This window comes from Flavobacterium sp. xlx-214 (genome assembly GCF_013874595.1).
Lineage (GTDB): Bacteria > Bacteroidota > Bacteroidia > Flavobacteriales > Flavobacteriaceae > Flavobacterium.
This window is the reverse complement of sequence record NZ_CP059431.1, coordinates 2646811-2666817: the sequence shown is the minus strand read 5'-3', so window position 1 is coordinate 2666817 and position 20007 is coordinate 2646811. Positions and strand designations below refer to the sequence as shown.

General features: G+C 30.7%; 21 protein-coding genes. 11 read left to right on the top strand and 10 right to left on the bottom strand.

What is annotated here, in order from left to right; all coding sequences use genetic code 11:
* Nucleotides 1-40 precede the first annotated feature (40 nt).
* The gene (locus tag H1R17_RS12525; protein WP_163432905.1) at nucleotides 41-628 is read right to left on the bottom strand and encodes an NUDIX domain-containing protein; all 588 of its coding nucleotides are present in this window, start codon (nucleotides 626-628) and stop codon (nucleotides 41-43) included.
* Between the two features lie 8 nt (nucleotides 629-636).
* Between H1R17_RS12525 and pyrE the strand changes: the two genes are divergently transcribed.
* From pyrE to H1R17_RS12485, 8 genes are all read left to right on the top strand, one after another.
* A complete protein-coding gene (gene pyrE / locus H1R17_RS12520) occupies nucleotides 637-1278 on the top strand; it encodes an orotate phosphoribosyltransferase (RefSeq protein ID WP_163432904.1) in 642 nt (213 codons plus the stop codon).
* A gap of 20 nt (nucleotides 1279-1298) precedes the next feature.
* The gene (locus tag H1R17_RS12515; protein ID WP_163432903.1) at nucleotides 1299-1691 is read left to right on the top strand and encodes an SRPBCC family protein; all 393 of its coding nucleotides are present in this window, start codon (nucleotides 1299-1301) and stop codon (nucleotides 1689-1691) included.
* 111 nt (nucleotides 1692-1802) lie between these two features.
* Nucleotides 1803-3206: a dihydrolipoyl dehydrogenase gene (lpdA, locus tag H1R17_RS12510; RefSeq protein ID WP_163432902.1), complete on the top strand. Its 1404-nt coding sequence runs from the start codon at nucleotides 1803-1805 to the stop codon at nucleotides 3204-3206.
* Between the two features lie 159 nt (nucleotides 3207-3365).
* Complete coding sequence (gene lon, locus H1R17_RS12505) at nucleotides 3366-5831, top strand: endopeptidase La (RefSeq protein WP_163432901.1); 2466 nt, start codon at nucleotides 3366-3368, stop codon at nucleotides 5829-5831.
* A gap of 85 nt (nucleotides 5832-5916) precedes the next feature.
* Complete coding sequence (locus H1R17_RS12500; protein WP_163432900.1) at nucleotides 5917-6375, top strand: hypothetical protein; 459 nt, start codon at nucleotides 5917-5919, stop codon at nucleotides 6373-6375.
* Between the two features lie 85 nt (nucleotides 6376-6460).
* A complete protein-coding gene (porQ, locus tag H1R17_RS12495) occupies nucleotides 6461-7471 on the top strand; it encodes a type IX secretion system protein PorQ (RefSeq protein WP_163432899.1) in 1011 nt (336 codons plus the stop codon).
* Between the two features lie 26 nt (nucleotides 7472-7497).
* Complete coding sequence (gene cmk / locus H1R17_RS12490; RefSeq protein ID WP_163432898.1) at nucleotides 7498-8187, top strand: (d)CMP kinase; 690 nt, start codon at nucleotides 7498-7500, stop codon at nucleotides 8185-8187.
* A gap of 27 nt (nucleotides 8188-8214) precedes the next feature.
* Complete coding sequence (locus H1R17_RS12485; RefSeq protein ID WP_163432897.1) at nucleotides 8215-9534, top strand: MFS transporter; 1320 nt, start codon at nucleotides 8215-8217, stop codon at nucleotides 9532-9534.
* A gap of 25 nt (nucleotides 9535-9559) precedes the next feature.
* On the opposite strand, the gene H1R17_RS12480 is transcribed toward H1R17_RS12485, so the two are convergent.
* The gene (locus H1R17_RS12480; protein ID WP_163432896.1) at nucleotides 9560-10801 is read right to left on the bottom strand and encodes a DUF445 domain-containing protein; all 1242 of its coding nucleotides are present in this window, start codon (nucleotides 10799-10801) and stop codon (nucleotides 9560-9562) included.
* A 408-nt stretch (nucleotides 10802-11209) separates the two neighbouring features.
* Complete coding sequence (gene fabV, locus H1R17_RS12475; protein WP_163432895.1) at nucleotides 11210-12406, bottom strand: enoyl-ACP reductase FabV; 1197 nt, start codon at nucleotides 12404-12406, stop codon at nucleotides 11210-11212.
* A gap of 204 nt (nucleotides 12407-12610) precedes the next feature.
* Here fabV and H1R17_RS12470 point away from each other — a divergent pair, with 204 nt between their 5' ends.
* Complete coding sequence (locus tag H1R17_RS12470; protein WP_163432894.1) at nucleotides 12611-13840, top strand: PQQ-dependent sugar dehydrogenase; 1230 nt, start codon at nucleotides 12611-12613, stop codon at nucleotides 13838-13840.
* Between the two features lie 9 nt (nucleotides 13841-13849).
* Here H1R17_RS12470 and H1R17_RS12465 read toward each other — a convergent pair whose 3' ends face one another.
* Together H1R17_RS12465 and H1R17_RS12460 are read right to left on the bottom strand one after the other, a co-directional pair.
* Nucleotides 13850-14464, bottom strand: coding sequence for a hypothetical protein (locus H1R17_RS12465; protein ID WP_163432893.1), 615 nt, complete (start codon nucleotides 14462-14464; stop codon nucleotides 13850-13852).
* A gap of 3 nt (nucleotides 14465-14467) precedes the next feature.
* Entirely contained in the window at nucleotides 14468-14962 is a 495-nt protein-coding gene (locus H1R17_RS12460; RefSeq protein WP_163432892.1) for an RNA polymerase sigma factor, read from the bottom strand.
* Between the two features lie 121 nt (nucleotides 14963-15083).
* Here H1R17_RS12460 and H1R17_RS12455 point away from each other — a divergent pair, with 121 nt between their 5' ends.
* Nucleotides 15084-16382 (top strand): NAD(P)/FAD-dependent oxidoreductase, encoded by a 1299-nt coding sequence (locus H1R17_RS12455; RefSeq protein WP_163432891.1) that lies wholly within the window; start codon nucleotides 15084-15086, stop codon nucleotides 16380-16382.
* Here H1R17_RS12455 and H1R17_RS12450 read toward each other — a convergent pair.
* The gene (locus tag H1R17_RS12450) at nucleotides 16376-17446 is read right to left on the bottom strand and encodes a DUF3810 domain-containing protein (RefSeq protein WP_163432890.1); all 1071 of its coding nucleotides are present in this window, start codon (nucleotides 17444-17446) and stop codon (nucleotides 16376-16378) included. The genes H1R17_RS12455 and H1R17_RS12450 overlap by 7 nt on opposite strands.
* A 68-nt stretch (nucleotides 17447-17514) precedes the next feature.
* On the opposite strand from H1R17_RS12450, the gene H1R17_RS12445 reads away from it, so the two are divergent.
* On the top strand, nucleotides 17515-17778 hold the full coding sequence (locus tag H1R17_RS12445; protein ID WP_163432889.1) for a (2Fe-2S) ferredoxin domain-containing protein: 264 nt from the start codon (nucleotides 17515-17517) through the stop codon (nucleotides 17776-17778).
* Between the two features lie 67 nt (nucleotides 17779-17845).
* Here H1R17_RS12445 and H1R17_RS14225 read toward each other — a convergent pair whose 3' ends face one another.
* From H1R17_RS14225 to def, 4 genes are read right to left on the bottom strand one after another with little or no spacing between them, the layout of a single operon-like run.
* Nucleotides 17846-17965, bottom strand: coding sequence for an ATP synthase F0 subunit B (locus tag H1R17_RS14225; protein ID WP_163432888.1), 120 nt, complete (start codon nucleotides 17963-17965; stop codon nucleotides 17846-17848).
* A gap of 32 nt (nucleotides 17966-17997) precedes the next feature.
* On the bottom strand, nucleotides 17998-18780 hold the full coding sequence (gene mazG, locus H1R17_RS12440) for a nucleoside triphosphate pyrophosphohydrolase (RefSeq protein WP_163432887.1): 783 nt from the start codon (nucleotides 18778-18780) through the stop codon (nucleotides 17998-18000).
* Between the two features lie 44 nt (nucleotides 18781-18824).
* Nucleotides 18825-19343, bottom strand: a complete 519-nt coding sequence (locus H1R17_RS12435; protein ID WP_163432886.1) for a DUF5606 domain-containing protein — start codon at nucleotides 19341-19343, stop codon at nucleotides 18825-18827.
* A gap of 54 nt (nucleotides 19344-19397) precedes the next feature.
* Nucleotides 19398-19985: a peptide deformylase gene (gene def, locus H1R17_RS12430; protein ID WP_163432885.1), complete on the bottom strand. Its 588-nt coding sequence runs from the start codon at nucleotides 19983-19985 to the stop codon at nucleotides 19398-19400.
* Nucleotides 19986-20007: the final 22 nt, after the last annotated feature.

Here is a 20007-nt window from a genome sequence, read left to right as displayed (position 1 = left end):
AATTAAACCTAATTTTTAAGAAATTAGGTTATAGTAATAATTATAGTTCAAACAACAACTTAATATTTTGATAAGAATTCTTTAAAAGTTCTGGAATGTCCTTTTTATCAACCCACACTACTTTTTCAATACCTTCTTCTAATTGACCTTGAAGTTCACCTGTATAGTCAGTTGTCATGGCAAACCAAAAAGTGACTTTTAATTTATACTCACCATTACGTTTAAAAATATGATAGGTTTTTTGCAACGGATTTGTAATTTTTAAATATTTACAACCTGTTTCTTCTTCAACCTCTCTGATAGATGTTTCTTCAATAGTTTCGTTTTTTTCAATTCCTCCTTTTGGTAAATCCCACTTTCCGTTGCGGTAAATAAACAAAATTTGTCCTTTGTTGTTTTCAACCAAACCGCCACCAGCTTTATTTATCGTGATTTTTTCTTTAAAGTTTTGAATAAGTAAATTTTCATCTGGGTGATACAAACGAGCATTTGTAATTTGACCAGCAAAATATTGTGCTATTAATTTTTGCATATCAACAGTATCTAGCAAAAAAAATTGAAAATCGGTTTCTTTTTCTAACACACTAGTTAAAAAAAGTGGCTTATCATTAATAAAAACTTTATACATTTGTAACTATGATTTTTAACGACAACACAGCACAGAAAACGGCGGAATTGCTTTTACAAATTAACGCAATTAAATTAAATCCTAAAAATCCTTTTACGTGGGCTTCAGGATGGAAATCGCCAATTTATTGCGATAATCGCATAACTCTTTCTTTTCCAGAGATTAGAACGTTTTTAAAAAATGAATTTGCAACCAATATTGTAGAAAAATTTGGTAAACCAGATTATATTGCAGGTGTTGCTACCGGTGCCATTGGTATTGGTTTGCTAGTTGCCGAAGCTTTAGAATTGCCTTTTATTTATGTACGTCCAGAAGCTAAAAAGCACGGTCGTCAAAATCAAATCGAAGGTCAGTTTGAAGAAGGAAAATCGGTAGTAGTTGTAGAAGATTTAATTAGTACAGGTAAAAGTAGTTTGCAAGCAGTTGAGGCTTTACGTGAAGCAAATGCTAATATTTTAGGTATGGCAGCTATTTTTACGTACGGATTTGATGTTGCTTCAGAAAACTTCAAAAACGCTGATATTAAATTGGTTACTTTAAGTAACTATCCTACTTTATTAAAAACGGCAGTAGCAAAAGAATATATTTCACAAGAAGAGGTAGAAACATTATCAACTTGGAGCGCTTCACCATCAACTTGGGGCGTTTAACATATTAAAAAACTGAAATTATGAATTTAGAAAGTCCGGTTGTTCCCGTATCAAAATCTTCAGCATATTTATTTGAAGCATTATCAGATATTAAGAATTTTGAAAAATTAATGCCAGAAAACATAGCTAAGTTTGAAGTAATTGATGAAAACTGTTTTGAATTTGGATTAAAAGGAATGCCCGAAATTAAATTGGTAAAAAAATCGGCTACACCAACATCTGAAATTGTTTTAGGTGCAGCAAGTAGTAAATTACCATTTACATTAACGGCAAAATTAAACGAAAAATCAGCTGAAGAAACAGATGTACAATTGTTTTTTGAAGGTGATTTTAACCCAATGATGGCTATGATGATAAAAGGTCCTATTGGTAAATTTATTGAAACATTAGCCACTAATATGGTGAAATTATAATTTTGAAAAAGACCACTTTAAAGGTCTTTTTTTATTTATTTTTTAGCAAGAGTCTTTATAAATAATTGTACTTTTGTAACACATTTTAATTTTATACTAAATAATATAAATATGAATTCATTTGACGTAGTTGTAATAGGTTCTGGACCTGGTGGTTATGTAGCGGCTATCCGTTGCGCTCAGTTAGGAATGAAAACTGCAATCATTGAAAAATACTCTACTTTAGGAGGAACTTGTTTAAATGTAGGATGTATTCCTTCAAAAGCATTATTAGCTTCATCTCACCATGTAGATGAAATCAAACATTTTGCAGATCACGGTATTGAATTACCAGGTGACGTAAAAATCGATTTAGAAAAAATGATCGCTCGTAAACAAGCTGTTGTAGATCAAACTTGTGGTGGCGTTAAGTTTTTAATGGATAAAAACAATATTACCGTTTTTGAAGGTATTGGATCTTTTGAAAATGCTACTACTGTTAATGTAACAAAAAACGATGGTACTGTAGAACAAATATCTGCTAAAAACACCATTATTGCTACAGGTTCTAAGCCGTCTTCTTTACCATTTATTACAATTGATAAAGAGCGTATTATTACATCAACTGAAGCATTAAAATTAAAAGAAATTCCTAAACACCTAATCATTATTGGTGGTGGTGTTATTGGTTTAGAATTAGGTCAGGTTTACTTACGTTTAGGTGCGCAAGTGTCTGTTGTTGAGTATGCTGATCGTATTTTACCTACTATGGACGGAGCTGTTTCTAAAGAATTAACAAAAGTTCTTAAAAAGGCTGGAATGAAGTTTTATACTTCTCATAAAGTTCAAAAAGTAGAAAGAAACGGAGAAACTGTTTTAGTAGAAGCTTTAAACGCTAAAGGAGAAGTAATTTCTTTAGAAGGTGATTATTCTTTAGTATGTGTAGGGCGTCGTCCTTACACAGATGGATTAAACGCTGATAAAGCAGGTGTTAAAATTACAGAAAGAGGTCAGGTTGAAGTAAACGATCATTTACAAACTACTGCTTCAAATATTTATGCTATTGGTGATGTTGTTCGTGGTGCAATGTTAGCACATAAAGCAGAAGAAGAAGGAGTTTTAGTTGCTGAGCAATTAGCAGGTCAAAAACCTCATATCGATTATAACTTAATTCCAGGTGTTGTTTATACTTGGCCAGAAGTTGCTGCAGTTGGTAAAACCGAAGAGCAATTAAAAGCTGAAAATAAAGAGTACAAAGTAGGTCAATTCCCTTTCAAAGCCTTAGGACGTGCTCGTGCAAGTGCCGATTTAGATGGTTTTGTTAAAATATTAGCTGATAAAGCTACAGACGAAATTTTAGGTTTTCACATTGTTGGAGCTCGTGCTGCAGATTTAATTGCTGAAGCAGTTGTTGCTATGGAATACCGTGCATCAGCAGAAGATATTTCTCGTATGTCTCACGCACACCCAACTTTTGCTGAAGCAATGAAAGAAGCTGCTTTAGCTGCTACAGAAAATAGAGCTTTACACGTATAATAAAGTAATTATTTATAGTAAAAAACCGCTTTTTAAAAAGCGGTTTTTTTATTGGCATAAAGATTGACACTTTAAGTGTTTATCTTAAAATAGAAATAAATTAAAATATTAAAGTGTTATTTAATTTGAATTAATGACATTTTGACCTATAAAACATATATGGCACACGAAAAAATAATTTCAATGGACAATTTGTCACTTCAAGATTTAGATCCGAATGCAGAATTTATTCCTTTGTTTTCTCAAGATGATGAAAATGAAATGAATAAAGAGCAATTACCTGAAGATATTTGTATTTTACCGTTACGCAACATGGTTTTGTTTCCTGGTGTTGTAATTCCTATTACCGCTGGGCGCGATAAATCAATTAAGTTAATAAACGATGCAATTGCCTCTGATAAAACCATTGGTGTGGTTTCTCAGATAAGCGAAGATGTTGAAGTGCCAGGTGCAACTGATATTTATAAGTTTGGTACAGTTGCAAAAATTCTTAAAACGCTTAAATTACCAGATGGCAACATTACGGTTATTTTGCAAGGAAAAAAGCGTTTTGAAATTACAGAAGTAGTTCAAGAAGAGCCTTATTTAAAAGCGAAAATTAAAGAGGTTGAAGAAGTTAAACCAGAGGCAGATGATTTAGAATTCAATACAATTATTGAATCAATTAATGAAACGGCACAAGAGATTATCAGAGAAAATCCAAATATTCCTTCTGAAGCTGCTTTTGCAATTAAAAACATAGAAAGCGATTCTTTTTTAGTCAATTTTGTATCTTCAAATCTAAATTTACCAGCTTCAGAAAAGCAAACTATTTTAGAAATCAACAATTTAAAAGATCGTGCTTTAGAAACACTTCGAAGAATGAATATGGAACTTCAGCGTTTAAATTTGAAGAACGATATTCAAACAAAAGTACGTGTTGATTTAGATCAGCAACAAAAAGAGTATTTTTTACATCAACAAATAAAAACCATACAAGAAGAATTAGGTGGTTTTTCGCACGAACAAGAGTTTGAGGAGTTACGTAAAAAAGCGTTAGATAAAAAGTGGGATGCTAAAGTAAAAGAACATTTTGACAAAGAATTGAGCAAAATGCAACGTATGAATCCACAAGTAGCTGAGTTTTCTATTCAAAGGAATTATTTAGAATTGCTTTTAGAATTGCCTTGGAATGAATTTACTAAAGATAAATTCGATTTAAAAAATGCTAAGAAAATTCTTGATAAAGATCATTATGGTTTAGAAGATGTAAAACGTCGTGTAATTGAACATATAGCGGTTTTAAAATTGAGGAATGATATGAAATCGCCTATTTTATGCTTATACGGACCTCCAGGTGTTGGTAAAACTTCAATTGGTAAATCGGTAGCAAAAGCATTAGGTCGTGAGTATGTTCGCATATCGTTGGGTGGTTTACGCGATGAAGCTGAAATTCGTGGACATCGTAAAACCTATATTGGCGCTATGCCCGGACGTATTATTCAATCCATCAAAAAAGCCAAAACTTCGAATCCTGTGTTTGTTTTAGATGAAATTGATAAATTGTCAAGCAGTAATCAAGGCGATCCTTCAAGTGCCATGTTAGAAGTGTTGGATCCAGAACAAAACAAAGAATTCTACGATAATTTCTTAGAGTTAGGCTTTGATTTGTCTAAAGTAATGTTCATTGCCACCTCAAATAGTTTAAATACCATTCAGCCAGCGTTGTTAGATCGTATGGAAATTATCGAGATGAGCGGTTATACGATTGAGGAAAAAGTTGAAATTGTAAAACAACATTTACTACCTAAGCAATTAAAAGAGCATGGTTTAGACAGTAAAGTAGTTGCGTTAAGTAAAAAAGTAATTGAGTTTATTGTAACGAAATATACACGTGAATCGGGAGTTCGTAAATTAGATAAAGAAATTGCTAATGTAATTCGTTTTATTGCAAAATCTATCGTTTTAGAAGAAAGTTTTAATGAAAAGTTAACCGAAGAAGATATCATTACCATTTTAGGCGCTCCTAAGTTTGATAGAGATAAATACGAGTCTAACGAAGTGGCAGGTGTTGTTACTGGTTTAGCTTGGACGCGTGTAGGTGGTGATATTTTATTTATAGAATCAATTTTATCTGAAGGAAAAGGAACACTTACCATGACAGGTAATTTGGGTAATGTAATGAAAGAATCGGCAACTATTGCATTAGAATACATCAAATCAAACAATCATTTATTTGGTATTGATGCTAAGGTTTTTGATAAATATAAAATTCACGTTCACGTACCAGAAGGCGCAACGCCAAAAGATGGTCCGTCTGCAGGTATTGCCATGTTAACGTCTATGGTTTCTAGCTTTACACAACAAAAAATAAAGAAAAACTTAGCCATGACAGGTGAAATAACTTTACGAGGAAAAGTGCTTCCAGTAGGTGGAATTAAAGAAAAGATTTTAGCTGCTAAACGTGCAAATATCAAGGAAATTATTTTATGTAAAGATAATAAACGTGATATCGATCAAATTAAACCAGAGTATTTAACAGGTTTAACGTTTCATTATGTTGATAAAATGACCGAGGTTATTGATATTGCTTTAACAAACCAAAAAGTAAAGCACCCAAAAGAGCTTGTTGTTAAAGAGGCTTAAAAAGAAATATAATTGATACAAAAGCTGATACAGAAATGTATTGGCTTTTTTTTGTTATTTTTATCTTTCTAAATGAAATTCTCTAATGACAAAAAATATCATAATTATATTATTCATATTACCAATGATGTGTTTTGGACAGCAAGAAAAAGATTTAAAGAAAAAATTTAAATCTCTTTTTAGATTAGAGAAACCAAGTGATATTAGATGGATAGCTATAAATAAAGAATATATGTATTTTGAAAATGATACTTTAGTTTTTTTTAGACATAAAATTCCTGAAGATCAAAAAATAATTACATGGAATTTTTCTTCAGCCAAGTATTTTTATCAAGGTTGGGGTTTCCATAAAGAAGGAAGTTTTGCTATGAGTTCTGTGTCACCACCAAAGAATTTACCACATAAACTAAAAATCATTAATGAAAAAGAAAATACTTACTTTAAAGTTTTCTATGATAATCGATTAGAAACAGTTTATAAAGTGTTGAACATTGAATTTTTAGAAGGCAAAGATTATAAAGTAACTTTAGTTAGAGAAAATTGAACGAAATTTCTGTGCAAAAACATACCAATTTCTTTATTCTATCGTTATAAAGTTATATATTCGTTTTCATGTAATTCAACTAAACATGCGTAAACTATTAACCTTAGTTTCTTTCATAACATTAACAACTGCAACTGCCCAAGTAGGTGGTAAAGATGCGTATCAATTCTTACAAATGCCTACATCGCCCAAACAGGCGGCATTAGGCGGTAGCAATGTTACCATTACAGGAAACGAAGTAAATCAGGTGCTATACAATCCTGCTTCTTTAAATACTGAAATGAACAATATGTTGGCAGTAAATTTTGGTCGGTTTTATGGCGATGTAAGTTTAGGTTCTGCTTCTTATGCACACACCTTTAAAAACGGACGCAGTTTTCACATTGGCGCTACTTTTTTAAATTATGGTAGTATGGAAGGATATGATGAAAACGGAACTACAACTGGTTCTTTTTCTGGAAACGATGTAGCGCTTTCGGTTGGTTATGCGCATCCTATTGAAAATACCAATTTTGTAATTGGAGCTAATTTAAAAGCCATTGCTTCTAGTTTAGAAAGCTATAATTCGTTTGCTGTTGCTGCCGATATTGGTGGTTTGTATAACGATGTTGAAACAGGTTGGACAGCTGGTTTAACTTTTAAAAATTTAGGTGGACAATTATCTAGTTATGAAGATATAAGAGAAACACTTCCTTTTGAAGTAGTTTTAGGTGTAAGTAAACGATTAGAAAATGTACCTATTCGTTGGCATTTTACTTTAGATAATCTTCAAAAATGGAACATTGGTTTTTCTAATCCTAACAGAGCTCAAATTGATTTGGAAGGAAAAGCTACCGAAGAAAAAGTTGGTTTTGGCAATACGTTGTTACGACATGTTGTTGTTGGTTTTGAGCTTTTTCCTGAAAAAAACTTTACCATACGTTTAGGATATAATTTTAAAAACGGCGAAGAAATGAAAATTTTAGAGCAAAGACATTTTGCAGGTATTTCGGCTGGTTTTGGTTTAAAAGTCAAACGTTTTAAAATTGAATACGCTTACAACAGATTTACTTTAGCAGGAAATACTAATTTGTTTGGTTTGTCCGTAAAACTATAATAATTTTGTTTCCTAAAACAATTGGTTTGGAAAAAATCACAATAGCTATTGATGGACATTCATCAACTGGGAAAAGTACTTTAGCAAAACAACTCGCAAAAGCATTGAATTATATCTATGTAGATACTGGCGCTATGTACCGTGCCGTAACTTTATATGCTATGCAGCAAGGTATTATTAAGGCAGATTACTTTAATGAGCAAGAATTAATCAAACAGTTAAATCATGTTTTTTTAACCTTTGTTTTCAATCCTCATTTGGGTTTTGCAGAAATGTATTTAAACGATGTAAATGTTGAAAACGAAATTAGAACTTTAGAAGTTTCTAACTTTGTAAGTAAAATTGCTGCTGTTTCAGAAGTCCGTTCAAAATTAGTTCAGCAACAAAAAAAATACGGTATTGATAAAGGTGTTGTTATGGATGGAAGAGATATTGGTACTGTTGTTTTTCCTAATGCCGAACTAAAAATTTTCATGACCGCTTCTGCCGAAATTAGAGCGCAACGTAGGTTTTTAGAATTAAAAGAAAAAGGAATGAATACTTCTTTTGATGAGGTTTTAAAAAATGTTACCGAACGCGATACTCTTGATTCTAATAGACAAGATTCTCCCTTAATAAAAGCGCAAGATGCAATTGTTATTGATAATTCTGAATTATCAAAAGAAGAACAATTTCAAATGATTCTAAACTTAGCAAATCAGCGCTTAACAAACTAAAATTCTACTTTTTAAAATATATTGATAATGAGCTTAAAATTACGATTAACCATTATGAGCTTTTTGCAGTTTGCTGTTTGGGGCGCTTATTTAACCTCAATGGGTAACTACTTGGCTTCAATAGGAATGGCCTCAAAAATTGGTTTATTTTATGCTGTTCAAGGAGTTGTTTCTATTTTTATGCCTGCCATTATGGGTATTATTGCTGATAGATGGATTCCTGTACAACGTTTATTAGGATATTGCCATGCCTTGGCTGCATTGTTTATTATTGCTGCAGGCTATTATGGAGCATCATCAGGTGAAGCAGCCGATTTTTATACACTTTTTACGCTTTATACTTTAAGTGTAGCATTTTATATGCCAACTATTGCGTTGTCTAACTCGGTTTCTTATACCGTTTTAACCAATAATAATTACGATACCATTAAAGCGTTTCCGCCCATACGTACATTAGGAACAGTAGGTTTTATTTGTGCTATGTTGTTTGTGAATTTTAGTGGTTTTACATTAGGAAATTTCGATTTTAATTTTTCAGCTAACAATGACTTTGTTAGTTTCCAAAATACCTATCACCAGTTTTATGTTTCTGGTTTTTTAGGAATCGTATTGTTTTTATATTCATTTACGTTGCCTAATTGCGAAATCAATAAAACCGAAGGTAAAAAATCATTAAGTGATGCTTTAGGCTTAAAAGCTTTTGCACTATTTAAAGAACGAAAAATGGCTGTATTTTTCATTTTTTCGATGTTATTAGGTGTTTCGTTACAAATTACAAATGGTTATGCCAACCCTTTTATAACAAGTTTTAAAGATATTCCCGAGTTTGCTTCAACTTGGGGTGCAAATAATGCCAATGCGCTTATTTCGTTATCTCAGGTATCAGAAACACTTTGTATTTTATTAATTCCTTTTTTCTTAAAACGATTTGGAATTAAACAAGTTATGTTATTAGCTATGTTTGCTTGGGTGCTGCGTTTTGGACTTTTTGCAACAGGAAATCCTGGAAATGGCGTATGGATGTTTATTTTATCAATGATTGTTTACGGTATTGCTTTTGATTTCTTTAATGTATCAGGATCTTTATTTGTAGATCAAGAAACCAATAAAAGTATTCGTTCATCGGCACAAGGTGTTTTTATGATGATGACCAATGGTTTTGGTGCCACTATAGGTATGATTGGTGCGCAGGTTGTTGTAAATCATTATGTGTTTAATCAAACCGATATTACATTGCAATTAGAAGGCTGGCGTACGTCTTGGTTTATTTTTGCTGCTTATGCATTAATTGTTACCATACTGTTTGCGTTGTTGTTTAAATACAAACATAAAGTAGAAAATAAATAAAAAAAGAGGAAGTAATTCCTCTTTTTTATGCTAATAAGTTAGTTAAGGTATAAATAAGTAAACCAACCAAACCGCCAACTAAAGTACCATTAATACGAATGTATTGCAGGTCTTTACCGACTTCAAGTTCTAGTTTTTCGCTCATTTCTTTACCATCCCATTTTTGTACCGTATTGGTTATGATGGTGCCCACTTCTTTACTGTTTTTAAGAACCAATTTATAAACATATTGCTTGGCATATTTATCAATGTTTTCTTTCATTTCTGCATCTTCTTGAAACAACACTATTGCTTTTTCTATGTTTTGTTTAATATATTTATTAAATGTAGCGTTTTCATCATCTAATTTCTCAAGCATATCTTTTTTCAAACGTAACCATATATCTTCAGCATATTCTAAAATACGTTCCTGGGTAATGAATTGTTCTTTTATATGTTCAAATTTATCTTTCCAATCGTCTTTTTCATTTAAATCAGCTACAACTTGATATAATTTTGATGTAAGTTCTTTTCTAATAGTATGATTTCCGTTTGTTTCAATTTCTTCAAGAAAAGTGGTGATACCCGAAATTAATTGATTTGTAACCGATTTTCCACCAATTAAGCCTAAAATAGGCTGCTTTTCAACTACTTTCTTGTAAATAAGTTCTCTGTTGTTTTCTACATAGTTTTTAGCCTGAGGTAAAATAATAGAAAGCAACCTATCGTGTTCATTTTGTTCTAAAAGATAGAGTAGGGCAGTGCTAGCAAGCTTTTCAAGTTTAATTTCGTCGGTTAGTTCAAATCCTTTTTTAGCTAAAAAGTTAGCAATTGATGCATCGTCTAAATTATTTACAATGCGTTTTAGTAGGTGGTTGCATTCTTGTTGAATAATTTGTTGATTTTTCTTTTTACTTAACCACTCATTCAAATACTCACTAATAGAAAGTTTATCAATATATGGGCGTATGGTATCAGCAGTTAAAAAATTAGTACTCACAAAAGTGCCTAAATTACTACCTAATGCATCTTTATTGTTGTTTATTAAGTTTGTATGCGGAATTTTTAAACCCATAGGATATCTAAATAAAGCAGTTACTGCAAACCAATCGGCTAAAGCACCAACCATACCTGCTTCGGAAAATGCTTTTACATATCCCATCCACGACATTGGATTTTTCTTTTGTAAATAAATCATTAAAACGTAAACAATTGCCATAACAAGTAATAAGCCGAGTGCTAATTGTTTGTGTTTTTTTAATTGTATTTGTTTTATTTCGTCGTTCATTTTTAGAAATGTTTTATTGAAGATACAATTATATTGTGATAAAAAATGGTTTAATAAGTTTGTTTTTTACAAATGGTTTTCAACTTTTTTTAAATACAAATTGTTTTATGGATGTTTAAAAGCTTAAATATTTACTGCTTTTTTTGGTGTGCTAAACTAGATTTTGTTGTATAAAAAGTGTAATTCTATAAATTCACTTTAATTAAATTTTTAGTTTAAGTAATTTTTTATAAAATATTGATAAATAAATATTTATGTTTCAATATAGATTTTATCTATTTGTTAATTTGTGTACACTTTTATTGTTTTGCAATCAATTAAATTATATATTTTTTGATGCTGTTTTTTTAAACATAAAAAAAGGTGTCAATTCAAATAGACACCTTTTTCATTACTATTTCAATATTATTAAATACTAGAAACGTTTACAACTTCGTTTACGTCAGCATCATAATCTATAGTATCAAAGTTAAATCCAAATAAATTAAAGAAATCATTTCGGTAACCTTGAATATCTGAAATCTGTTCTAAATTTTCAGTTGTAGTTTCTTTCCATAATTTGTCAACTTCGGCTTGGACATCTTCACGCATTTCTAAATCATCAATACGAATTCTTCCTTCAGCATCAACAGGAATTTTACCATCGGCAGTATACAAACGCTCTTTAAATAAACGATACATTTGCTCGATTGTTCCTTCGTGAATACCTTTTTCTTTCATTACTTTATATAATAACGAAATGTATAAAGGCACTACCGGAATTGCAGAACTCGATTGCGTAACTAAGGCTTTATTTACAGAAACGTAAGCTTCACCATTAACCTCTTTTAAAATTGTATTAATAGTTGCTGCTGTAGCTTCTAAATCATTTTTTGCCTGACCAATAGTTCCGTTACGGTAAATTGGGAACGTTAATTCAGGTCCAATGTAAGAATAAGCAACTGTTTTAACGCCATCTGCTAAAACACCCGCTTTTTGTAAATCTTCCATCCAAAATTTCCAATCTTCACCACCCATAACAGCAATGGTATTGTCAATATCCTCTTGAGAATCAATTGGAGCAATTGAAATATCACTTACAACACCTGTGTGAAAATCTACTGTTTTATTGGTAAAAGGTTGACCTATAGGTTTTAAAACCGAAGCATAAGCAACACCTGTTTTTGGATGCGTTCTACGAGGCGATGCCAAGCTGTAAACAACCAAATCAATTTTACCTAAATCTTTCTTAATTAGTTCAATAGTTTGTTGTTTGATTTCATCTGAAAAAGCATCACCATTAATTGATTTTGCGTATAAACCAGCTGCATGTGCTTCTTGTTCAAATGCTGCAGAATTATACCAACCTGCAGTACCTGGTTTTCCTTCAGTAGCAGGTTTTTCAAAGAAAACACCAATTGTAGCAGCATTAGAACCAAAAGCAGCAGATATTCTTGATGAAATTCCAAAGCCTGTTGAGGCACCAATTACTAATACTTTCTTAGGTCCGTTTGTAACTTCTCCTTTTGATTTTACATATTCAATTTGGTTTTTAATGTTTGTAGCAGTTCCATCAGGATGCGATGTTAAACATATAAAACCTCTTGTTCTTGGTTTAATAATCATCTTTCTATATTATATTACGTTCATCAACTATTTAAGAATCAAATTTAACTATTTAAATCCTTATTTTAAAATTATATTTTAACAAGAAAAAGGTTGCTTTTTATCAATTTTTAATGATTAATTGATCGGTTTGTTTGTTAATTATTTTGTTTTCTTTTTAATAAATGATAATTTTAGTGTAAATAATGGATTAATTGTGTGTTTATGAAAAAGAGTTTTTGTTTTTTACCCGTTTTTATGTTGCTAGGTTTTTTCTCTTGTAATGATGATGCTAGTCCTGTTAAAGATCAAGAGATAGTTCTTGGAAATCCTGTTGAAACAAACCCACCTAATACTAATTATAAACCCGCTTTTGCTGGGCAAACGCGTATTGGCAGTGTAAAAACTACAACGAAGATTAAGGTTGAAGAAATAGCTAATAACATAGGCAGACCTTGGGGAATTATTAGTATGCCTAATGGAAATTTGTTGGTGACAGATAAAATGGGTTTTATGCAAATTTTCTCTGAAAACGGGCAAAAGATTTCTAAAGTAGAAGGTTTTCCAACTGTTGATTCTGGTGGGCAAGGAGGTTTGTTAGATGTTGCTTTAGATCCTGAATTTGCTACAAACAGAATGATTTTTTGGACGTTTTCTGAACCTTTTGGAAATGGCAATTTAACATCGGTGGCAAAAGGTAGGTTAGCAAATGATGAAAAATCTATTGAGAACCCTACTGTAATTTATAGAGCAGAACCTTCATACAATGGTAGTTTGCATTATGGAGGACGATTGGTGTTTGATGAGAATCAAAATTTATTTGTAAGCACTGGCGAACGATCAGATTTAACTACGCGTCCGCAAGCGCAAGCACTAAATTCAGCTTTAGGAAAAATTGTACGTATTACCAAAAATGGACATCCTGTTGCTGGAAATCCATTTGAATCAACTAGCAATGCTAGACCTGAGATTTATTCTTATGGTCATAGAAATGTACAAGGATTGGCTTTTCATCCTGTTACAAAACAATTATGGGAAACCGAATTTGGTGCTCGTGGAGGCGATGAAGTGAATTACATACAAACAGGTAAAAATTATGGATGGCCTGTTATTACGTATGGTTTAGAGTATAGTGGTGAAAAAATTGGCGATGGAATTACTCAAAAAGATGGGATGGAGCAACCTGCTTATTATTGGGATCCTTCTATTTCGCCAAGTGGTATCGATTTTTACACAGGTAATGCAATACCAGAGTGGCAAAATAATTTATTTATAGGTGCTTTAAGCGGTCAACACATTATACGATTGGTAATAAAAGATAATAAAATTGTTGGAGAAGAGCGTTTGTTAGCAGAAAAAGGAGAACGTTTTAGAGATGTTTTAGCATCGCACAACAATCAATCGTTGTATGCTATAACCGATAGTGGTAAGATTTATAAAATATCAAGAGAATAGATTTAGTTTTTATTCCAAATCTTTTAATTCTTTGTAGTTTTTATTTAATTTCTTTAGTAATCTACCATAAATCAATTTATAAAACGACCATATGATTAACATAAAAATGACTCCTACAAAAATACAACTTAAAACAACTATTATGTTATATGTGAAAGCACTTACTCCTGTTGGTTGAGCTATCCTGTCACTATTTAAAGCTTCAAAGATGCCCGTATATAAGATAATTAAAAAAATACACACATTTAATATAATGTAAACATTAAGTAATTTTCTTGCCCTAAATATATTTTTTAATAGTAACGAAATTGAATCGGTTGTATGAATGTTTGAAATTAAATATAGATACACTATTGAAAAAATAATGGGCAAACTAACTAAGAGATAGTCTAAGATATAGGTTACTTTTATTATTATAGGGTTTTTAATAGATACGTTTGCATCACTACTAAAAATAAAAGGTAGCAACAAGAAAAAGCTTAATTCAAAAATATTGGCAGCAATAAGCCACTTTAATATGTTTGATGAGCTTTTTTTAATCATTTTATGAAGCTCTTCTCTAGAAACAACTTGAAAGTCATCCTGTTTGCTCCAATGTTCTTTTAACAATTCTAATTCTGTCATAAATTAAGAATTAACAATTTTTGATAATCGTGTTTTTATTCGGTTCATTTTAACTCTAACATTACCTTCGTTTAAACCTAAAGTTTCGGCTATTTCTGTATAGTTTTTATCTTCTAAATATAAAAAAACAAAAGCTTTGTCAATATCGTTAAGTTGATGAATAGCTTGGTACATCTTTTTTAATTTTACTTCTTCTTCTTCATTGTATTCATCATATTTAAATTGAATGAATGCAAAATCAACTGATGTAGTATTAATGTTTTTAGAACTTTTTCTAAACAAAGAAATGGCAGTATTAAGGCTTACTTTATAAGCCCAAGTACTAAATTTTGATTCTCCTTTAAAAGTTTTATAAGCTTTCCATAGTTGAATAGAGATTTCTTGAAACAAATCATTATGTTCATCTAAATTGTTTGTGTAAATTCTACAAACCTTATGAATAATGTTTTGGTTTTTCTCTAATTCTTTAACAAATTCAAGCTCTAAATTTTCATTCATTTGTTTAGCTATCCAATGTTACAAATAAACAATAATTTCGCGTTAAATCAAAAAACAAAATAAAGAGGGGGTAATTGTATTTAAGTTCGTAATTTTGCAGTGTAATAAATTTGAATAAATCATGATGAATATTCCAGATTCTAGTAATCCTAGAGTCGTTATCATAGGTGGTGGTTTTGCTGGTGTATCTTTGGCAAGAAAATTAAAAAATAAAAACTTTCAGGTAGTGTTGTTAGACAAGCACAATTACCATAATTTTCAGCCTTTAATGTATCAGGTAGCTACGGGTGGATTAGAATCAGGATCCATTGCTTATCCAATTCGTAAAATTATTAAAGAGCATAAAGAAGCTTTCTTTAGAATGGCTTTGGTAGAGCAAATTGATACCAAAAATAAAAAGGTAATTACCGATATTGGTACTATTTATTACGATTATTTGGTTATTGCCACAGGTTCTACCAATAATTATTTTGGAAACAAGGAAATTGAAAAAAACAGTATGGTAATGAAAACCATACCAGAAGCATTAAATATTCGCAGTTTAATTTTAGAGAATTTTGAATTAGCATTGCAAACCAATGATGCAGCTGAACGAAAAGCTTTAATGAATTTTGTTATTGTTGGAGCCGGACCTACAGGAGTTGAACTTGCTGGAGCTTTAGCTGAAATGAAAAAAGCGGTTTTACCAAAAGATTATCCAGATTTAGATGTTTCAATGATGGAGATTAACTTGGTGCAAGGTTCACAAAACGTATTAGATGCAATGACCAACAAATCGTCTAAAGCAGCAGAAAAATATCTAAAAGCGTTAGGCGTAAAAATACATTTAAAAACCATTGTTACAGGTTATGATGGTAATACTGTATCTACTAAAGATGGTCTTTCTTTTAAAACGCAAGCTGTTATTTGGTCTGCCGGAGTTAAAGGAGCTCCTACCGAAGGTATTGCCGAAACTTTAGATAGAGCCAACCGTATTCGTGTAAATGATTATAACCAAGTTGAAGGTTTTGAGGATATTTTTGCTTTGGGTGATGTTGCAGCAATGTATGGTGAAAAATATCAATACGGTCATCCAATGATGGCACAGCCTGCAATTCAACAAGGACAACTTTTAGCTGAAAATTTAGAGCGTTTGGTAAAAAAACAATCGCTTAAGAAGTTTGTTTATAACGATAAAGGATCCATGGCAACTATTGGTCGTAATAAAGCGGTAGTTGATTTACCTAAATTGCATTTCAATGGTGTATTTGCATGGTTTGTTTGGATGTTTGTGCATCTTTTTTCATTGATAGGATTTAAAAATAAAACACTTGTTTTCTGGAGTTGGGTTTATAATTATTTTGTGTTTGATAGAGAATCACGTGTAATAATCCGTCCTTTTAGAAAAAATAGAGATTTAGAACAACAAATGAATCAATAAATTTCAGGAAATTTTTTGTTGTAATTAATCAATAAATCTACAAATTTATTGTATGATTGTATACCATCTTTTTGGTTGTTCATTTTTAAAAAACGACCATAAAGTTGTTTGAAAAAAAACGAAGAAATATTTCTTTTACTTTCCCAAAAAGCTTCACTGTCTGTAATATTTTGTTGCACACCGTAATGTAATTGGTTAAAAAGTGATTGATATGTTTCTTCGTTTTCATTTCTATATTGTCTTAAACAATACTTCAAAGCATATAAATTTGCTGTGTATTGAAACTGTAAATCATCGCTTTGTTTCATCACCTGATATCCAAAAAAATTAGCTTCGGTTTCACTTGCAATTCCTAATTGATGTGCCATTTCATGTGCTACTGTAATGGGCATGCCAATAGTTGGTATCTCAATATTTACTTGATTTTCATGTGTAAATGGGTTAAAATATCCACTAAAGCCCATATAAGATTGTAACCACGAATAAAACGATGGTTTTACCTGATTAATTTCAGTTTTTGCAAGGATATTTTGCAATTTACTAGGCAGTTTTTTATAATTATCAATTGCTTCTACATTAAATTGCTTTAAATTTTTCTCTAAAACTACTTTTTTAGAAACATTGTTGGTTAATGATAATTGTTGGTTATTTACAATTGAAATTAAATGTTGCGTAAAAATGTCTAAATCGTTTTTTTCGTAACCAATTGTTAAATCAAGTTGCTTTGCCACAGAAAATTTATAATTGTTAAATCCCCACATCAATTGAAACAATCCAAAAAAAAGAAGAATACATGTGGTTAGAAATAAACCTAATTTTTTAAATTCTTTGCCTTTAATGTACTTAATTGATTTAAAAACTAGATAAACAACTATAAAAGCATACAAAATATCTCCTATAGAAAAAGGAAGCCAATTTGTTGTAAAGTGTAAGAAATAATCAATGCCAGCATATATCTTTTGATTATATATAGTTGAGAAAAAATGAGGGAATTGTGGCGCAATTAAATACCCGCATATTACAACAATCAACAAACCAATAACTAAGAGATATTTTTTTTGCATTTTTTAATTTTTTATTTAGAACAAATAAAAATAATAATGTATATTTGTACTCGTTAAAGATAAGGATAATGAGTAAATGTAATTCTTTGGATGATGTAATTTATTTTTGCGACGGAAAAAAATGTTGTAGATATAATGAAGAGGCTAAGTCGTGTATTAAAAGCTTGTTATCAGAAACAGGTCTTAATAAAAGTATTTCATTAGAAAAAATGAAATGCCAAGGAATGTGCAAAAGCGCTCCTGTATTTTATATTGATTCTGAGAAGAAATATAAAAAAGAAGTAACTAAGAAAAAAGCAAAAAAAATATTTGATAAATATTTTATTGCTTAAATTGATTTTAATTATTGTTTTATTTTGTATGATTAGAGTATGCCTTTGGCATACTCTTTTTTCTATTCTACATAAACTTACCTAAAATCCAGTACAGAATTATAAAAACAATGATGGTACCAAAGCAGCCAAAGCCTGCTTTTTTAGCACCCCAACCTGCAATTAATGCGCGCAATAAATCTTTCATAATTTTCTTTTTTTAATAAAGATAATTGAAAGTTATTTTTTTTCCAACTTTTTAACTATATCCCAATAAACATCTAATTCATTTAAAGATAAGTTTCCTAATTGTTTACTATCTTTTTTTATTAGATCTTCCATTTTTGTAAATCGGTTTATGAATTTGTTATTTGTTTTATTCAAAGCTTCTTCGGGATCTATATCACAAAAACGGGCATAATTAATTAGTGCAAATAATACATCGCCAAACTCTTGTTCTTGCTTTTCAAAATTATTTGACGAAACTTCAAACTTAAATTCATCTAGCTCTTCTTCAACTTTTTTCCAAACATCTTCTTTATTATCCCAATCAAAGCCTACTCCTTTTACTTTATCTTGAATTCTATATGCTTTTACAATTGCAGGCAAACTTTTAGGAACACCACTTAAAACCGACTTGTTGCCTTCTTTTAGTTTAAGCTTTTCCCAATTCTCTTTTACCGTTTTTTCATCATTTGCTTCTACATTTCCATAAATATGCGGGTGACGGTAAATCAACTTTTCGCAAAGTGTATTACAAACATCTTCAATATCAAACAATTGTGTTTCACTTCCTATTTTAGCATAAAATACTAAATGAAGAAGTAAATCGCCAATTTCTTTCTTAATTTCGGTAGGATTGTTTTCAGAAATTGCATCATTTAACTCATAAACTTCTTCTATTGTTAAATGTTTTAATGATTGAAAGGTTTGTTTTTGATCCCAAGGACATTTCTCTCTTAAATCGTCCATGATATCTAACAATCTTTCAAATGCTTTTAATTGATTAGCTCTGTTGTTCATAAATAATCAGATATAAAAAATCCAGCACAAGGCTGGATTTTGTTTTATTCTTCGCTTTCTTCTTTCTTTTTTCTAGTGCGTTTTGCTTTTGGTTTTTCTTCAGCTTCTACTTCTACAGTTTCTGGCTGAGCTACTGCATCAATAGTTACAGAACCAGTTGTTGTAACAGCTGCTTCGTTTAATCTAGTAACATAGTTTGCCTTTTGTAAAATATTATACCAATTTAAAACTTTTTTGATATCTGACACATAAACTCGGTCACGATCAAAATCTGGAACAATTTCACCAAAATAAACTAATAATTCATCATTACTTGCTTTATGGTCTAATGCAGTTCCGTTGTTTTCTTTTTTTGCAATACGTGCAAAAACTTCAAACAATTTTAATTCATCTGTTTCAGTATAAATCGAAATTTCTGATAATAAGCTTACATTACTGCGTAAACCTACAGTTAATTTTTTTCCATCGATTAACGATTCTGCAATAAATCCAGATCTTGTTTGGATTTTTAATTCATATAGTCCTGGTTTTCCAGATATAGCTAAAACTTTTTCTACGCTCATTATTTAATTTTTTACAAGGTCACAAATATCCTAATTTGAAATTAATATCCAAAATTATCTTCCCTTTTTATTAATAAATTTCATTTTATAATCAGGAAATACTTTTCCTTCCATAATATTATTTAATCTTTTGGTATTTAATTTCTTTTTTAAAGTTGAAATTTTATCAGTAAATAAAATACCTTCTATATGGTCATATTCATGTTGAATTACCCTAGCTGCATAGCCTGAAAAATCTTTGGTATGCTTAGTGAAATTTTCATCGTAATATTCAATTGTGATATTTGGCTTACGATATACGTCTTCACGTACACCAGGAATACTTAAACAACCTTCGTTAAAAGCCCACTCTTTGCCTTCTTCGTTTAAAATTTTGGCATTTATAAAAGTACTTGAAAAATTGGCAAGAAATTCTTGCTCTTCTTTTGATAAATCTTCATCTTCACTAAAAGGTTTGGTACTAACAACAAATAAACGAATAGGTAAACCTATTTGCGGTGCAGCTAAACCAACGCCATATGCATGATCCATTGTTTCATACATATTACTTATAAGCTCTTGTAATTGAGGATATTCTGGAGTTATTTCTTCACATTTTTTACGTAAAACAGGATCTCCGTATCCTACAATAGATAAAATCATTTTTCCTTTTTTAAAATAATAA

Excerpts from the sequence above, each read along its gene's own strand:
- H1R17_RS14225 (WP_163432888.1), bottom strand. The coding sequence starts at position 17,965 with ATGAAAGATTTATTGCGCGCATTAATTGCAGGTTGGGGTGCTAAAAAA.
- H1R17_RS12435 (WP_163432886.1), bottom strand. The coding sequence starts at position 19,343 with ATGAGCGTAGAAAAAGTTTTAGCTATATCTGGAAAACCAGGACTATAT.
- pyrE (WP_163432904.1), top strand. The coding sequence starts at position 637 with ATGATTTTTAACGACAACACAGCACAGAAAACGGCGGAATTGCTTTTA.
- lpdA (WP_163432902.1), top strand. The coding sequence starts at position 1,803 with ATGAATTCATTTGACGTAGTTGTAATAGGTTCTGGACCTGGTGGTTAT.
- fabV (WP_163432895.1), bottom strand. The coding sequence starts at position 12,406 with ATGATTATTAAACCAAGAACAAGAGGTTTTATATGTTTAACATCGCAT.
- H1R17_RS12470 (WP_163432894.1), top strand. The coding sequence starts at position 12,611 with ATGAAAAAGAGTTTTTGTTTTTTACCCGTTTTTATGTTGCTAGGTTTT.
- H1R17_RS12460 (WP_163432892.1), bottom strand. The coding sequence starts at position 14,962 with ATGAATGAAAATTTAGAGCTTGAATTTGTTAAAGAATTAGAGAAAAAC.
- H1R17_RS12500 (WP_163432900.1), top strand. The coding sequence starts at position 5,917 with ATGACAAAAAATATCATAATTATATTATTCATATTACCAATGATGTGT.
- H1R17_RS12445 (WP_163432889.1), top strand. The coding sequence starts at position 17,515 with ATGAGTAAATGTAATTCTTTGGATGATGTAATTTATTTTTGCGACGGA.
- H1R17_RS12480 (WP_163432896.1), bottom strand. The coding sequence starts at position 10,801 with ATGAACGACGAAATAAAACAAATACAATTAAAAAAACACAAACAATTA.
- H1R17_RS12485 (WP_163432897.1), top strand. The coding sequence starts at position 8,215 with ATGAGCTTAAAATTACGATTAACCATTATGAGCTTTTTGCAGTTTGCT.
- H1R17_RS12465 (WP_163432893.1), bottom strand. The coding sequence starts at position 14,464 with ATGACAGAATTAGAATTGTTAAAAGAACATTGGAGCAAACAGGATGAC.
- H1R17_RS12525 (WP_163432905.1), bottom strand. The coding sequence starts at position 628 with ATGTATAAAGTTTTTATTAATGATAAGCCACTTTTTTTAACTAGTGTG.
- porQ (WP_163432899.1), top strand. The coding sequence starts at position 6,461 with ATGCGTAAACTATTAACCTTAGTTTCTTTCATAACATTAACAACTGCA.
- def (WP_163432885.1), bottom strand. The coding sequence starts at position 19,985 with ATGATTTTATCTATTGTAGGATACGGAGATCCTGTTTTACGTAAAAAA.
- H1R17_RS12455 (WP_163432891.1), top strand. The coding sequence starts at position 15,084 with ATGATGAATATTCCAGATTCTAGTAATCCTAGAGTCGTTATCATAGGT.
- H1R17_RS12450 (WP_163432890.1), bottom strand. The coding sequence starts at position 17,446 with ATGCAAAAAAAATATCTCTTAGTTATTGGTTTGTTGATTGTTGTAATA.
- mazG (WP_163432887.1), bottom strand. The coding sequence starts at position 18,780 with ATGAACAACAGAGCTAATCAATTAAAAGCATTTGAAAGATTGTTAGAT.
- lon (WP_163432901.1), top strand. The coding sequence starts at position 3,366 with ATGGCACACGAAAAAATAATTTCAATGGACAATTTGTCACTTCAAGAT.
- H1R17_RS12515 (WP_163432903.1), top strand. The coding sequence starts at position 1,299 with ATGAATTTAGAAAGTCCGGTTGTTCCCGTATCAAAATCTTCAGCATAT.